The organism is Sulfurovum sp. (genome assembly GCA_026990595.1).
Classification (GTDB): domain Bacteria; phylum Campylobacterota; class Campylobacteria; order Campylobacterales; family Sulfurovaceae; genus Sulfurovum.
Genome location: JALXCZ010000047.1, coordinates 1 through 15,327 on the forward strand (window position 1 = coordinate 1; position 15,327 = coordinate 15,327).

Annotated in this window: 14 protein-coding genes and 1 pseudogene; all 15 read right to left on the minus strand. The window is 38.5% G+C overall.

Annotated features, from left to right (window positions below):
- A pseudogene (locus MVE01_RS08885) lies at positions 1-206 on the minus strand (class I SAM-dependent methyltransferase); the annotation flags it as partial.
- Positions 199-819: an ATP phosphoribosyltransferase gene (gene hisG, locus MVE01_RS08890; protein WP_472561830.1), complete on the minus strand. Its 621-nt coding sequence runs from the start codon at positions 817-819 to the stop codon at positions 199-201. The gene hisG and the pseudogene MVE01_RS08885, both read right to left, overlap by 8 nt.
- Complete coding sequence (locus MVE01_RS08895) at positions 813-1,481, minus strand: type III pantothenate kinase (RefSeq protein WP_472561831.1); 669 nt, start codon at positions 1,479-1,481, stop codon at positions 813-815. Before MVE01_RS08895 ends, hisG begins: the two co-directional genes overlap by 7 nt.
- The gene (locus MVE01_RS08900; RefSeq protein WP_472561832.1) at positions 1,468-1,800 is read right to left on the minus strand and encodes a hypothetical protein; all 333 of its coding nucleotides are present in this window, start codon (positions 1,798-1,800) and stop codon (positions 1,468-1,470) included. The genes MVE01_RS08895 and MVE01_RS08900 overlap by 14 nt, the downstream gene beginning before the upstream one ends.
- Before the next feature lie 18 nt (positions 1,801-1,818).
- Positions 1,819-2,634 (minus strand): tyrosine-type recombinase/integrase, encoded by an 816-nt coding sequence (locus MVE01_RS08905; RefSeq protein ID WP_472561875.1) that lies wholly within the window; start codon positions 2,632-2,634, stop codon positions 1,819-1,821.
- Positions 2,635-2,751: 117 nt separating this feature from the next.
- Positions 2,752-3,780: a PQQ-binding-like beta-propeller repeat protein gene (locus MVE01_RS08910; protein WP_472561833.1), complete on the minus strand. Its 1,029-nt coding sequence runs from the start codon at positions 3,778-3,780 to the stop codon at positions 2,752-2,754.
- Complete coding sequence (locus tag MVE01_RS08915; protein ID WP_472561834.1) at positions 3,780-4,346, minus strand: hypothetical protein; 567 nt, start codon at positions 4,344-4,346, stop codon at positions 3,780-3,782. The genes MVE01_RS08910 and MVE01_RS08915 overlap by 1 nt, the downstream gene beginning before the upstream one ends.
- Positions 4,347-4,405: 59 nt before the next feature.
- Positions 4,406-6,634: an endonuclease MutS2 gene (locus tag MVE01_RS08920; protein ID WP_472561835.1), complete on the minus strand. Its 2,229-nt coding sequence runs from the start codon at positions 6,632-6,634 to the stop codon at positions 4,406-4,408.
- 4 nt (positions 6,635-6,638) lie between these two features.
- Positions 6,639-7,952, minus strand: a complete 1,314-nt coding sequence (gene murC / locus MVE01_RS08925) for a UDP-N-acetylmuramate--L-alanine ligase (protein ID WP_472561836.1) — start codon at positions 7,950-7,952, stop codon at positions 6,639-6,641.
- 1 nt (position 7,953) lies between these two features.
- The gene (locus tag MVE01_RS08930) at positions 7,954-8,556 is read right to left on the minus strand and encodes a hypothetical protein (protein ID WP_472561837.1); all 603 of its coding nucleotides are present in this window, start codon (positions 8,554-8,556) and stop codon (positions 7,954-7,956) included.
- Positions 8,557-9,684 (minus strand): succinyldiaminopimelate transaminase, encoded by a 1,128-nt coding sequence (locus MVE01_RS08935; protein WP_472561838.1) that lies wholly within the window; start codon positions 9,682-9,684, stop codon positions 8,557-8,559.
- 54 nt (positions 9,685-9,738) lie between these two features.
- On the minus strand, positions 9,739-10,173 hold the full coding sequence (locus MVE01_RS08940; protein ID WP_472561839.1) for a hypothetical protein: 435 nt from the start codon (positions 10,171-10,173) through the stop codon (positions 9,739-9,741).
- Between the two features lie 179 nt (positions 10,174-10,352).
- On the minus strand, positions 10,353-12,044 hold the full coding sequence (dacB, locus tag MVE01_RS08945) for a D-alanyl-D-alanine carboxypeptidase/D-alanyl-D-alanine endopeptidase (RefSeq protein ID WP_472561840.1): 1,692 nt from the start codon (positions 12,042-12,044) through the stop codon (positions 10,353-10,355).
- Positions 12,041-13,195, minus strand: coding sequence for a MalY/PatB family protein (locus MVE01_RS08950; protein ID WP_472561841.1), 1,155 nt, complete (start codon positions 13,193-13,195; stop codon positions 12,041-12,043). Before MVE01_RS08950 ends, dacB begins: the two co-directional genes overlap by 4 nt.
- A gap of 3 nt (positions 13,196-13,198) precedes the next feature.
- Positions 13,199-15,310: a 5-histidylcysteine sulfoxide synthase gene (gene ovoA, locus MVE01_RS08955; RefSeq protein ID WP_472561842.1), complete on the minus strand. Its 2,112-nt coding sequence runs from the start codon at positions 15,308-15,310 to the stop codon at positions 13,199-13,201.
- Positions 15,311-15,327 lie beyond the last annotated feature (17 nt).

Consider the following 15,327-nt stretch of genomic DNA (forward strand, 5'->3'; position numbering starts at 1 on the left):
ATACCTTTGACTTGTAGTATATCTAATGCTTGTTGCATCTGGATGAGGAAGTCTCCAGAGCCACAACCAACATCTAAAAGCGTGTCAAAATCTATAGTCTGTAAAAAAAGAAGGTAATGGGCATAGAGATGAGGTGCCGCCTCTTTTACGCCAAGTAAATCCTCTACTTTGGCATAGAGGTCAAGAGAGTTGGAGCTGTTAGGCATTTCTTTCTACAACTGCTTTGATTTTTTCATACAGAGAAAGAATTTCTTCTTTTTTTGCATAAAAACTGTTTTTATTTGAGATAAGATGTGCAGAAGAATCCATGATATCTTCAGCTACTTTCAGCCCGTTCTCTCGCATAGTATTACCGGTCTCCACAATGTCTACAATGGCATCTGCTAGTCCTACAAGAGGTGCAAGTTCTATAGAACCGTACAGTTTTACCACTTCTACACCTACTGCCTTTTTAGCAAAGTAGTTTTTTGTAATGTTTACCATCTTGGTAGCTACTTTAATGTTCGGGCGTGACCAGTCAAGTTCATCTTCATTTTTGATACCAATGGCAACTTTACACTTACCCAATTGCATATCAAGCAGTTGGATAATATCTAGCTCTTTTTCAGTAATAACATCAAGCCCTACCACACCAATGTCTGCGGCACCATGTTTTACATACGTCGGTACATCCTGATTACGTACATTAAGAAAACGGAAATCACCCATATCCAAAATAAGTTCTCTACCCTCAAACTTAAATTCTCCACCGAAAATCTGGGCAAATATCTCTAGTGTCTGCTCTGCAATTCTTCCTTTTGGAAGTGCTACTGTTAACATATCTTTTTATCCTTTATTGCCTTTAGCATACCTCTAAATACTAAAGTTTCATCATAGACAGCATTCTCGAAGAAAGTAGTGAGTAATAACCCGTCTCCACCCGTGATATAAAGCTGTTTTTCAGCTCTATGTTTCTCTATGAGTGCTTTTACAGACGCGATTATACCATAGCTTATCTGCTCTTTTGTTGTAATAGGAAGTTCCCTTAAATCTAAATTTATATCTAATGTTGTAGCAAGTGCAGGAGAAATAGTTTTATATCCTTGTATATATGTCTTCAACCCTGGCAATATAAAACCACCTAAGTATGTACCCTTTTCCATCACATCTACGGTAATAGCAGAACCTGCATCTACAAACATTCCACTGTCATGACTCAAACAGAGTGCTTTTCTGTCAACACCCATTGTCTCATACTCACCTTCTATCTTCATCAAAGATGAGATACTCTTCCACTTATTTATAGAAGCTATCTCATGCGAAAGTTGATGTTTGACAGAAATATATAAAAGTTTACTTTCTTTATATTTTTCTATAGCATCTGCATGTGTAAGATGTTCCACTTTTTTACCATCATATATATGAAAATGGGTATTTCCGATATCGGCTAAAAGTGTTTCATACTTTGTACCAAGGTCACTTGTCATTTTATTCGGACTCATGATAGATTTTCCATCCATTCTCTTCTAGCATTTTTTTAGCATGAGAGCAGAGTGGTGCTTTGATGATGATATATTTTTTCTTTATCTTACTGTCAATATACTGCTCCATTTTTTCATGTAAAGCCATAAACTCTCCTACCTCTTTTCGAAGCACTCTGCTTTTCTTTTCAACTTGCATTACCAGAACATAATACCCTTTAAGATCAACGCCAAGATAGAGTACGATCTTTTTTCGTGAACCCAACTCTTTGGGTGCTACTTCTTTAAGTGATTTGAAAATAATATTTTTCTGTTGTAAATACTCTACTATCTCTTTCATATTGCAATCATACCCAAATCAACTCAAAGGATGGAAACTTTGCATCGTATCTTGCAAATTCTGCTTTTGTATATGTGTATATATCTGTGTAGTCTCAAGAGAGCTGTGCCCCAAAAGCTCCTGGACAACACGTAAGTCAGCCCCTCCTATGATGAGTGAAGAGGCAAAAGAGTGACGTAGCACATGGGGTGAAACACCTAAATATTTTTTAACTATTTTATACGCAGAGATACGGCTTAATACCTCACCTCTATAGTTTAACCACAGATAAGAACTTGCCATATCCTGTTTTTGAAGGTATGCATCCAGTGCTTCTGTAGCTACTGGAGCCAAAGGAACTACCCTCTCTTTTTCTCCTTTGGCAAAACGTATCTTCAGCCACCCCTCCAAAATATCCGAGCGTTGGACACTGAGTGCTTCACTGATGCGGCATCCGCTCGCATACAAAAAGAGTATAAGGGCATGGTCGCGTAACCCCATCAATGTACTTTTATCTATTAATTCCAACCCACACATGATCTCTTGGGGAGTTAAATACTTAGGTAAATTTTTAGGCACTTTAGCCATAGGAATCTTGATCTTCTCATGGGTAAAGCTTTGAATGTGACAGAAATGAAAAAAAGTATTGATAGAAGAGAGTTTTCGGTTGAGTGTCCGTTTATTTTCAAATGTTGCTAAAAATTTCAATACATCCGTAGTATCAAGTTTTGTAAGTATTTTTTGCGTAAACAGTTCTAACTGTTTTAAGTCACCAAGGTAAGAGGAGACCGTAAGTGTATCAAGTGCCTTGGTAACACTCAAATACTCTTCAAAGGCAACTAATAAATTAGAAATACCAACTCCTTTAAAATCGACTAGTCGATTGAGCTGCCTGCTGAAGGCAACCCAGTGTTAACGTAGCAAAAACGTACTTTGTTCGTTTTGCGTTCTTATCATAGTAAATTACTGTTACTACTCATAACCTAATTTTGAAAGTTCAATGATCTTACCGTCTTTATAGAGTTTGCTTCCAGTAATAAATACCGGACTGTCAACTTCACCAAGGTCGTATACCTTGTATTTGCTTAAATCACTGTTCAGCACAATAAGCGAGCCTTCCTGATCTAAAGCAAATACTTTTCCGCCAAATGCTGTTGATGCAGAAAAGTGTGCATATTTGAATCTCTTTTTCGCTAATGGATTAAGTGCGATATCCAGCTTAATGATATCTCCCTCTTTTGTGAAAAGATAAACATTCCCGTCTGCAATTGCTACGTCAGAGATATTGGCACGATACTCTCTCTTACCTCCGTTACCTAAAGTGATCAATTTTTTCGGTGTTGCGGCAACCATAGTATTACCCATACGAGAAAGATAGACCACATTATTGAAGACTTTTTCACTACTGAGGTAGACCACCTTTGCGTCTTCTGTATTTTTTCCATTTACAATAATCAGTTTACCATCAAGCATCGGCATAACTGCCAAATTATCTATAAACATTGGACTTGCTGCTCTTGTATCAATGGCAAATGTTCTCTCAGATCTGCTCTCAATCACTTTTCTGTTATCTGCTATCTGATAGACACCAAAAGCATTATTATTCAAGATATAGGCTATGACCCCGTTTTTAATGGTTGCAGAAACAATAGGCACATGTAATGCTACCGCTCTTACCGCATCTCCTGTACTTTTATCAATAATTTTCAAAACACCTTCAGCATTACCCGCCAATACATAGGAAGGACTTTCACTTAGAAACCTGTATCCTTCACCAAGATCAATGGTACTGACTCCTGCTTTACCGATGTACTTTCCGTTTTTAAGTGTTGCTCCGTCACGGCTAAGGTCAACAATAGTACCGCCATATGAATTAGCAGCATTAGATGCCGAAAATGTCTGCTTCGGTTCAAAATACTGCTTGCTGCTGCATCCTGAGAAGATCAATGATGCCGTCATTAAAGAGATAAAAGAAAAGATAGACAAAGATAATTTTTGCATTATTTAGCCTTTAATGTAGAATGCATAAGAAGCTGCGCTACCATTGAAAGAGGGGAATGCTCATCGATCAGCTCCAATTTTTCTTTAGCCTTGTTTACATCTCCAGATTTAATGGAAAGATAGGCTTCTTCAAGAAATGCCATCTCTTTATAGAGCTTTGAATCTACCGGCTTTTTTTCAATGACCCCTGCCGTATATCGGCTTGCATCAGCAATCACTTCATTAGAGCTTCCAGCTAATGCATTTAATGTTTTCGTATCTTTATTTTTAGCTGATCGGGCATACATAAAAAGTGCATAAAGTGTCGGATTTTTCTCTTTAAGTATAGCCAATGCTGATGTATCATCCGCTTTTGTTTGTAATGTTAAAAAAGCTTTATTCGCCTCTTCCAATTTTGCCTGTTTTATTGCTTCCATTATCTTTGTTCCGGCAAACAAAAGAAACAATACTGCAACAACACCCCAAATAATAAATTTATATTTTTTATAAAGTGTCTCTAATTTAAAGGCACTCTCAAGTAATTTTTCATCACTGCTTAACTCTTTTTTTACATCTGCAATATCCACTGCATACTCCTACAAACATTTTAATGCATATATTATACCTTTTGGAGTTAAAAAAAGGGTTATAGTTCAACAACTGTGATTCCCAAATTCCCCGGCATTCTATAGAATTTTTGGATTTTTGGATGTTTCTTAAGATATTCTGTCACCAATTTTGACAGAACTCCTCCACCTGTACCGTGAATGATCTGCACTTCACTGAGATTATTGACCAATGCATCTGAGAGGAATTTATCTACCGTATCAATAGCTTCATCTGCATACATACCAAGTAACTTCACAGAGACAGAAGCACCGGATTTTTCTACATTTACATCTGCTTTTGGCTTTCGTGGTTTTGGTTTGAGTTTGACTTGTGGAGTGTCACCTCTTCTCTTTAGCTGAGAAAGTGGCACACGCATCTTCAAACCATCCACAATAATCGTTGCATCTTTCCCACGTAAAGAGATTAATTCACCCTTGTGAGAACGGTACTTTACTTTATCGCCCTCTTTTAAAGGTGCTTCATCCACCTTAGCCAACTCTTTTTGTTTGAAGTCTTTACGTTGATGTGCCACATTAAGTAGTCGCCTGCCCTCTGTTGACTCTTTGACTTTAAGCGCTTCACGTGCCTTTTTTGTTGCTGCATTGTAACGGTTTTCAAGTGTCGCTATAGCTTTTCTATGTTGCTCCTGAAGTTTAAACTCATCCTCTTCCAACTTAACTTTTTTCGCTTCTACTGCTTTTAGCTCTGCGTCTATCTTGGCTATTTTCATACGCATTTCACGCTCAAGTGAGGTAGACTTTTCTATGAGTTCATTGAGGTTGTCTTTGTCTTCGCCATAGACTCTCTTTGCCTGCTTCACTATGCCTATAGGTACGCCATAACGCTCTGCTGTTTCAAAGGCATATGACTTACCAATGCTTCCTTGCAAAAAGGTATAGGTAGGTAAACGACGTTCTTCATCGTACAGTGCAGCGATGAGTTCTACCTCATCATCACTTGCCATAAGTGATGCCAAACGTTTATGGTGTGTCGTGACAATAAAGCTGATGCCTTTTTTACGAAGTTCATCAAGCATCACCCTAAAGAGACTTGCTGCTTCATCGGAGTCTGTACCTAGTTCTATCTCATCTACACCTACAATAGCATCTTCTTTATTGAAAAGTTTGGCGAACTCCTGCATACGTCCTGCAAAAGTTGAGATATCATTCTTCACAGACTGTGGGTCATCGATAACTGCTTCTATACTTTTATAATGTCCTACCTCTGTTTTGGAGGCATCACATTTGAATGGCAGCAGGTACTTACTCATATATACGGCGCTTAAAATAGATTTAAGCAGCATGGTCTTACCTCCGGCATTCACTCCGGTAACCAGCATGATCTGTTTATGCATATCTATTGTTACTGGTACCGGATTTTCTATGGCGGGGTGGGCAAAGTCTTGAAGTTTGATACGCTTGGATCTGCTTGGCAAAACAAAAGCATACTCTTTGGCTCTGGCAAACTGTACACGTGCCTGATAGTGATCAAAACGGTCATACTCTTTGTTAATAAAATGTAAAAAACGCTCCCATTTAAAAAAGATTGCGGATATTTCTTTGCAGTAACGGTAGATGATCGCCTCTTTACCAGAAAGCAGAGCTGATTCTTTCTCTTTTAAATGAGAGATACTTTGGGGAAGGATATAAAAAAACCCTGCAGAACTTCGGGCTACTACTGTTGCTTTAATGGCATTATTAAACCCGCCACGTACTAAAAGTGTCTCTTCTCCACCGTTAAAATGCACCTGTGTATCTACCAGATAATCTCTGAGTTTCGAAGAATGTGTCAATCTATAAAGTGTCTCTTTGATCTCTGTTTTGTTTTGCTTGATCGCACGTTCAAGTTTATAGAGTTCAGGATCACGTTCAGGGTTGATATCTCCCTCTTCCGTGAAATAGCCTATGATCTCTACAATCTCCTCAGGTATCTCTATACTTTGTATCCATGAAATGAGCGGCTCAGTGAAACCTGCGGCATTTAAACTGTTAAAATAAGAGAACATCGTTACAAAAGCATAAATCTCATCTAAACCAAGTACTGCCTGTTTTTTGATACGTGCCAATTCATTATCAAGATTGGGTACCTGCTTTGGCAGGGGAAACTGTACCTTTGAAAGTGCCTGTATATAACGGTAATGCTGATTGATATCTCCCTGCATTGCTACAGGTTTTTCTCTGGCTAAAAACTGTTTGAACTGTGAGAGATATCCATCAAGATCCAGTTTTTGAATAATGGATTTTTCATTATTCTGCTGTTCAAGCATCTATCTATGCCTCTCCACGTATCTGATAGGTAATATCTCCGGCACCAAAAGCCGTCACCAAGCCTTCAGCATATTCACGTATAATATTTCCGTCACGCAAAACTTTAACAACACCGTCTTCCTTTGTCACGCTGTCCGCCATAAGTAGTTTATAGCGGGAGAATGCACCTTTTAGATCTATGTCTACTTCTAATTCCCCTGCAGACCAGATAGGAAGAATGACAAGCTCATCCACCCCTTCAAAACACTCTACGAATCCTTGCAGGTTATCCATAGTTCTGGAATACTTATGCGGCTGCCAAATGACATTGAGTTGTGTAAAATTACGTAGATTTTTATAACTATGCAAAGATTCCATTGTTACCTTAATCTCTGTAGGATGATGCCCATAGTCATCTATGACCACACACTTCTCCTGATTTTGCACAATATCAAAACGTTTCTTTATTCCTTTATATTTCAAAAGATTTTGTCGTATCTCTTCCAGTTTTTCACCAAGTTCCAACGCTGCTAAAATAGCCAGTGCCGCATCCAATGCAATATGTGCTCCAAAACCGAAAACTTCAAAAGTACCCAAGTCCAAAAATTCAAATTTTGTGTGCGGTTCACCATTTACCAATACAAATTCTATATTTCTAATATCTTGGCTTGGATAGAGTTTAATACTCTGCATATCAAGTGAAGAGAGGAATTCATCTTCTGCATTGATCACACGCACTTTAGCTAAAGAAAGAAAGTTTCTGTAAGCATTGTAAAAACGCTCTTCATCATACTCATAGTACTCCATATGCTCAGGTTCCACATTTGTCACAATAGCCAGATACGGGTTGGAATTCAAGAAACTTTCATCACTTTCATCTGCTTCAAAGACCACCTTGTCGTTAGGATAGTTTCGTACATTGGATCCAAACGCTTTGGAGATCGCACCGATAAGGGCATTGGACTCAGGAATGATGGAAGCAAGCATTGCTGAAGTCGTACTTTTCCCGTGTGCCCCACCTACCGCATATACCTCTTTTTCACCTAAAATGAACTTGAGTGCCTCTTTTCTTGAAAGCAGTTCAATACCTAATGCCTGAGCTTTTTGATACTCCGGATTATTTTTACGTACCGCAGCAGAGTAGATGACCCTCTCCACACCAATGACTGCATCTTCATGGTGAGGAATAGTGATCTTGGCATCAAAATTGGTTGCCAGGTCATTGGTGATCTCTGTCTGTTTGATGTCTGAACCGGAGATTTTATGTCCGTCATTATGCAAAAATTTTGCCAAAGCTGAGAGCCCTATACCTCCTATGCCGATAAAGTGTATTTTCACGCTATGACTCCTTACTCTTTTCCAAAACTTTTAACTCTTCTTTTCCCTGTTCTACATAGTTGGCATACATAGCAAGCAGCATATCATTTGGCTGCACAAAGGTCTGAATGAAAAATGCCAAAGGATCCTTCGGATCAATATCATTCACATCTACCATCTCTTCAATAAAATCTTCAAAACTGATCCCAGCCATAACTGCACAGGCATGGATCATCATCGCTTCTTTAAGCCCTTCATGATCTATGGTGTGATAAAGCACCAAGAACATCTCTTTGGCTGCTTTCTTGTCATTCTCACTATAGCGTTGGATGGCATGTTCATAGATGGCTCTTGCAATGGCTCTCTCTTCTAAATTGTTGACAACATCAAATGACTTATGCTCAGAGAGATACTCTGCCAATCTGTCAAAGGCTGTATTGACAATAAACGTAAAGACTTCATTGATCTCATCTTCAGATGATTCTATCACCAAATGGGCATCTAAAAGCTGATATCCCTTGGCAATGCTCTCTTCTTCTTTGCACTCCTGTTCCAGTCTTTTGATATTTGCTAAAAACTCCGGATCTTTTTTTAACTCTTCTACGTGTATTTCTGGGGTTTCCATTTAATTATTCTCCAATGCTAATTTTATTCTCTCTAATGCTTCTCTTGTCTTGTCTGCTTCATACACCAGCGCAAGTCGTATATACCCTTTGCCTTCACCCTCACGCCCCAGAAATGAACCAGGAATCACCTTGAGGTTGTACTCTTGGTAGAGCTTTATGGTAAAGTCAATTTCATCTTCTATTTTTAGCCAAATATAAAAGGTCGCTTCAGGTGCATCTACTCCTAGTACTTCTTTGGCAATATTAAAATTCTTTTTATACTTCTTCCTAAACACATCCACATGTGTCTGGTCTGCCCAAGCTACAGTTGCAGCATACTGTAAAGGTAGAGGCGAGGCACATCCGACATAGGTACGATACACCATATAGGCTTTAAGAATCTCGGCATCTCCTGCAATAAACCCGCTTCTAAGTCCCGGTGCGGAAGAACGCTTGGAGATAGAGTTGATGACCAATATATTTTTAAAACTTTCATTACCTGCTTCTATACTTGCATTGAGTAACGACGGCAGAGGCTTATTAAGATAAAGATCGGCATAACACTCATCATTAAGCAAAACAAAGTCATGTTTGAGTGCCAACTTTACCCACTGCTTTAAAGCATCCATAGGCATCACTGAGCTTGTCGGATTATTGGGTGAATTGAGTATAACAAAGTCTGCTTTGGCAAGCGCTTCTTCATTTACTTCCGGCTGAAAATCATTTGCTTCATTGAGATTTAGGTAAATCACATCTGCTCTACATGCTTTAGCTGCTCCTTCATAGATTTGATAAAAGGGATTAGGAAAGACCATGACAGGATTTTCAACATCATACAGTAGAAACTGTGGAAAGTTAAATAGTACTTCTCTTGTTCCAAAGGTTGGGATGATCTGTCTGTTTTCTAGGCGTAAACAAAAACGGTTTTCAAGATACTTCAGCATCCCTTCTCTTAACTCTGCTTCTCCTGCTGTTTTCGGATATTTGTTAAGCAGTGAAGCACTTTTATTCAATGCATCCAAAATAAATTGTGGTGTAGCAAACTGGGGTTCACCGATGGTCAAAGAAAGTGGTGTGTGGTCACTGTTTGGTTCTACATTCTCAAGAAGAAGGTTAAGTTTCTCAAAGGGGTATGTCTCAAAGTTCATTGCTGCCCTAAATTTTTAGGAAATTATAGCGTAGTTGGGGTTAAGATTTAAAAACTATTGTTCCTCTGCTTCAATCAATAAACGATTTAATGAGGAAGAACTTTCAAATCTGTTCTCCATCCAACTTTTAAATGTATTTCTTCCTCTCCTCATATATTCCATACCTTTGCTCTCTTTACTTAACTCCCATACAAAACAGTTCAAAGACTTTGCTATTTTCATATCTCCGTTTGTAAAATTATTGGCAAGGTATATTTGAAATATTTTTCTTGTCTCTGTTTTCTTGACATTATTATTTTGTCCTAAGTAATCCATAGCACCCAAAAAATAACTAAAAATAATAGGATAGTACACTTCGTTATCAAATAAATTTTTTCTTTTTTGCATAGGTATTTTCAATGACATTTCAGTAAATAGATTCAAAAGTTCATGAATTTCACCATATATACTCTTTTTCTTTTTTTTAGTCAATATATCAAGAATACTCATTTTATCTCCTATCTCAAGATTCATAGAAATCAGTATAGAAAAAAAATAAAGAGATGATAAGAGCATATTGAAGAAAAAAATTTATAAAGAAATGCCAATCTTACCGTATAGTAGTCAGCCTGATTAAGAGAATAGACTATTGAACCCTCTGAATAGCCTAGACGTTCAGAGGATTCAATTTATTCTTTGAGTAAAAAAGCTCCGTTATTAATATATTTGCGAATGATTGCCAATACCTCCCGTGCTTTTTGTTCATCACTATAGGCACCAACAAGCACTTTATGTCTATTTCCGTAACGTACTTTGTAGCGAAACCCTAAATGCTCAATACGCTGTAAATACTGCTTACTGGGAATATCGGTAAAGGCACCTGCCTGTACGTAATATTTTTGCAAAGACGAAATTTCATATGAAGAAGGACTCTTGGTTTTTATGTCCCATAATTCACTTTTGATATTGACTGGCTGAACAACTGCATCTTTATGCTCTACCAACCATTTGATAATATTATTTTGCAGCCCGGAAGCTCTCCAATTTCCTTTTTTGGTATTTACAAGTATTACAACTGTATAGAATTTTCCTGACTTACTCTTTACATATCCACCGATATTTTTTACCCGTTTCAATGTTCCTGTTTTCATCCAGGCATGATTCTTGACAACCGTACCGCGAAAACGTTTTTTAATTGTACCATCCACACCTGCGACAGAGAGAATATTCATCCACCTTTGTCCATATCTCTCATATGCATTATCATACATATCTGCCAAAAGTTTTGCAGTAAGTTTTGCAGATCGGGAAAGCCCGCATCCATTATCTATTTTTAATGCACCAAAGCCCAATACACCTTTACTTCTCAAGATGGTTTCAACTGCTCTTCGTCCTTTATCAAGTGTAGCAGGAGCACCATATTGCTTAGCTCCCAAAAGAAGAAGTAAATGTCGCGCATAAAGGTTGTTGCTCTTTTTAGCTGTTTTGGAGACTATCTCTTCCAAAGGTTTGGCATAATGTGTAAAAAGTCTTTTTGCATAAGGAGGTACTTTTTTTAAACGAAGTGTACCTTCTACAGTAATACCTTTCTCTTCTAACTTATCTCTTAATGCATAGTAGAATGATCGATAAGGTTTAGTCACTACTTTACAAATATTGCGTTTACCACACCGTTTGGAAATCTTTCCCTGAAGCAAGACAGTCGGTATGATATGAGATTTGTCTATCCTGACACCAGGCCATGAGTATCTGCCACTGCAAGGCTTATTGACCCCTTTTAATTTGTTAAGTAATGTATAACTGTGATCGACTGTTTTTTTTGTCACACTGTTTTTATTGGGTGTAACACAAATGGTACTGACACGTTCATTGAACATCATAGCATCAGGCATAGCATTATAGGGGCTGTATGGGTGTTCATCAAAGCCTGAACTGTCTTTTGTGCCTACTTGAAAATAAGAGCGGTCAATGACAATATTGCCTTTGATCCTGTGTACACCATAGCGATAAATATTGTCTACAATATTTTCAAGATCTTTATCTGAAAGTGTAGGATCTCCAAATCCTTTAATCACAAGATCACCTTGCAGCACACCTTTACTAAGAAAACCTGCCGTATAGAATTGGGTTGGCCATCTGTAGTTAAAACCTAACTTTAAAATAGTTGCATAGATTGTCAGTACTTTGATGACAGAAGCCGGTGTTCTGGATTGATTTTCATTAAGGGATGCAATAATATGGCTGCTGTTTCCTGCTTCTTTCATATAAATACTGATATCTTTTTTGGGAATACCGGATCTTTTAATAGCTTCTTCTATACCTAAAGGCAAGCCATATGCCCAATAGGTTAGTAACATATAGAATATAACAAACTGTCTCATATTTTTTCCTTATATGCACACGATAATCTCTGCATCGCTTCTTCTAAAACTTCTTTTGATGTTCCTATATTCAAACGCATAAACCCTTTGCCTGCTTGACCGAAACTCAATCCGTCATTCAGCCCAAGCCTTGCATGATGTACAAAAAAATCCACAAGTACTTCCTGACTGACACCACATCCCCTACAGTCAAGCCACATTAAAAAAGTAGCTTCAGTAGAGATCGTTCTTATGGGAAAAGGGTGTGCTTCTATAAATGAACTAACATACGTTATATTGGCTTCTAAATACTTCTTAAGTTCCCCAAGCCAAGCCTCACCTTCTTCATAGGCACTTATCAGTGCTTCTATCCCGAACGGATTGCCGTTTGTGATACCTGATCTTTGTTGCTCTATATTATAAGCCTTACGAAGCTTTTTATCGGGGATGATCGCATAGGAGGTATTGAGCCCTGCTACATTGAAAGTTTTGGAAGGCGCATTGAGTATAATACATCTGTTACGTGCCTTCTCAAAACTTCCTAGGATATGGTGTGTTTTAGTATAGACAATATCGGCATGGATCTCATCAGAGATGATCAAGACATTATACATCGTACAGATCGCTACCATCCTCTCCAACTCCTCCTTATTCCATACTCTTCCTGTCGGATTGTGTGGGGAACAGAGTAGAAAAAGTACTGCATCTTTTGCTTTTTTCTCAAAATCCTCAAAGTCAATATAGTATGCATTATTTTCATAGATCAGTGTATTGTCAAGCAATGTTCTGTTCCTGTGTTTTACAGAAGAAGCAAAAGGAGGATAAAGCGGTGTTTGAATAAGTATCCCATCACCCTCTTTACTATAGGCTTCAATGGCAAAATTGATAGAAGGAACAACACCGTAACACGGTACGATCCACTCCTCTTCTATCTCCCAATCAAAACGCTTTTTCACCCATTTGCTAATAGCATCATAATATCTTTGGGGATAGACCGTATAGCCGTAAATAGGATGTGAGGCTCTTTTCTGCATCGCTTTTTGCACACACTCAGGCGAAGCTAGATCCATATCTGCTACCCAAAGGGGTAAAAGATCATCCATACCGAATTTCTTTTTGGTTTCATCCAATTTAACAGCATAAGTACCTTTTCTCTCTACAGCTTCAAACATATTTTATCTCTTTTTCCATACTGTCATTTCTGCAACTGTATGCTGATGTTTTCTGGCTGTCTCTTGGATCACAAAAGGAATATCCTGTCTGTCAAACAGTTCAAATTGAGGTTCAAGAATCTCTTTGAGTCCCTCTAATGTACTCACATTTTCTCCGTCTTTTTTGTACCCGCCTATCCACTTTTCTTTAGGTGTAGACTCTTCCTGCCAGGTATACGGAGATGTCATAATGAACAATCCGCCTTCATTAAGCCGTGAAGCGATCGAATCCAAAAACTTTTTAGGATCATAGAGTCTATCCAAAAGATTACCTGCAAAAATAAGATCAAAATCTTTGAAGATCGGTTTGAGATTACAGGCATCCGCCTGCCAAAATGCTACTTTTTTACATTCATTTTCCAGACCAAAGGCAGTAAGACTCACTTCATGAAATGTTTCCAAGTCACCTTCTGTAGGCATAACGTACCGGAGTATGCCATTCTCTTTGAGTTTTTGGGCTTCCTGTATGAAACGGGTGGAGAAATCCACACCGATCACTTCATCAAACCCCCGTGCAAGTTCAAATGTACTGCGCCCAATAGCACAACCGATATCAAACGCTTTTCGTTTTGGTCTGTTTTTCATATATGCCAAAGCAATACCTGCACATTTTGCAGGATAGTTCTCTACTTTCAATCTATTCTCACCCCATCCAAAGTGGCAATATTGAGAAATAATACTGTCGGTGGTGTAACTATTGGTGGTTACTTGCTCCGTATATCCACTCTCCACATATCTGAAACCTGCATGCTGATAGAAATGGCGTCTAAATCCGTAACGGCTCTTTTGTGTAGCAAGATTTCCACAGCTTATCCATGATCCGCCATTGATGAGATTGTGTTTCCCGTCAAAGGTTGGAACAGTGAAATCATCATAGACAGGATGCACTTTAAAGCCCTCAAAAGGGTAGATAGGCGTACGCGACCACTGCCATGCATTCCCTATGACATCATAGAAGTCACCGTGTCTATAGTGATCCACGGGCACAGAGGAAGCAAAGCCTTCAAGATCAATGTTGGCTATTGTTTCACCTCTATCTCTCCACTCAAGATAGGAAGGTATATCACACACATCCTGCAATCTGATATATTCATCTTCAGCAGGAAGCCTCACTGTAATACCCTCTTTCTGACTCTTCCATTTACAAAACGCTTCTGCCTCCAGATAGTTTACTTCCACAGGCCAATTCAGCGGAAGTGCTATCTTTCGGCTAAGTGTACGGAGTATATATCCGTTTTCACTCTTTTTCCAGAAAAGAGGATGCTTAGCTTTGGTAAATGTTTTCCATGCCCTGCCTTCATTACACCAGAAAATATCGTTCTCATATCCACCATCCTGTATAAAAGCAAGGAACTCACTGTTGGATGTTAAATATTTGGATGCTTTAAATGCAGGAATATCTGCCTGATGCGTAGCATACTCATTGTCCCAGCCGAAAAGTATGGCATCTTTACTCTTACCGAGAGTTACCTTTCCTGCAGTAACTTCTAAGAGTTCATTTTGTGGTGCCTCACCATATTGCATACACTCTTGCCAGCGTCTGTCTTCTCTAATACTCTCAAAAGGGAGTTGGCGTATCAATACAGAAGAAGTTTCCAGATGGATATTTTCATGTTCTATCCCCATCAGGATTACCCACCAGGGGGATTCCCAAGTGATAGGCAATGTTAACGGCAAACTGTCGATCAGTTCAGAAACAAGGGTATAAACTTTGTCGCGATATGCCTGTGTCTGAGAAAGCGTCGGCCACTCATAATGGGCATCATTGAGATCATCCCAACTCATTTCATCTACACCTACGGCAAAAATAGACTCCAGATTCGGATCTATGCGTGTATCAATGATCTTGGCAAGTTTGAGTTTGTTGATAAAAAAGGTAGCAGTATGTCCATAGTAAAAGATAATAGGATGTCGAAGAGGATCAGCTTTTTGAAAGTAGGCATCTTTATCTGCTACTATATTGAAAAGTGATTCATAACGTTTATAACAGCTTTGAAAATACGTTTTTATCTCTTTACGTTTTTCTTCACTGTTGTTGCCTGCAAGTGTAGGCAGTTTAATCACATGCTTCATCATACGAATCTTTCATGCTA

Bases quoted from the DNA above. Each gene is read 5' to 3' on its own strand.
- hisG (WP_472561830.1), bottom strand. From the start codon at position 819: ATGTTAACAGTAGCACTTCCAAAAGGAAGAATTGCAGAGCAGACACTA.
- MVE01_RS08920 (WP_472561835.1), bottom strand. From the start codon at position 6,634: ATGCTTGAACAGCAGAATAATGAAAAATCCATTATTCAAAAACTGGAT.
- dacB (WP_472561840.1), bottom strand. From the start codon at position 12,044: ATGAGACAGTTTGTTATATTCTATATGTTACTAACCTATTGGGCATAT.
- MVE01_RS08950 (WP_472561841.1), bottom strand. From the start codon at position 13,195: ATGTTTGAAGCTGTAGAGAGAAAAGGTACTTATGCTGTTAAATTGGAT.
- MVE01_RS08940 (WP_472561839.1), bottom strand. From the start codon at position 10,173: ATGAGTATTCTTGATATATTGACTAAAAAAAAGAAAAAGAGTATATAT.
- ovoA (WP_472561842.1), bottom strand. From the start codon at position 15,310: ATGATGAAGCATGTGATTAAACTGCCTACACTTGCAGGCAACAACAGT.
- MVE01_RS08895 (WP_472561831.1), bottom strand. From the start codon at position 1,481: ATGAGTCCGAATAAAATGACAAGTGACCTTGGTACAAAGTATGAAACA.
- MVE01_RS08910 (WP_472561833.1), bottom strand. From the start codon at position 3,780: ATGCAAAAATTATCTTTGTCTATCTTTTCTTTTATCTCTTTAATGACG.
- MVE01_RS08900 (WP_472561832.1), bottom strand. From the start codon at position 1,800: ATGAAAGAGATAGTAGAGTATTTACAACAGAAAAATATTATTTTCAAA.
- MVE01_RS08935 (WP_472561838.1), bottom strand. From the start codon at position 9,684: ATGAACTTTGAGACATACCCCTTTGAGAAACTTAACCTTCTTCTTGAG.
- MVE01_RS08930 (WP_472561837.1), bottom strand. From the start codon at position 8,556: ATGGAAACCCCAGAAATACACGTAGAAGAGTTAAAAAAAGATCCGGAG.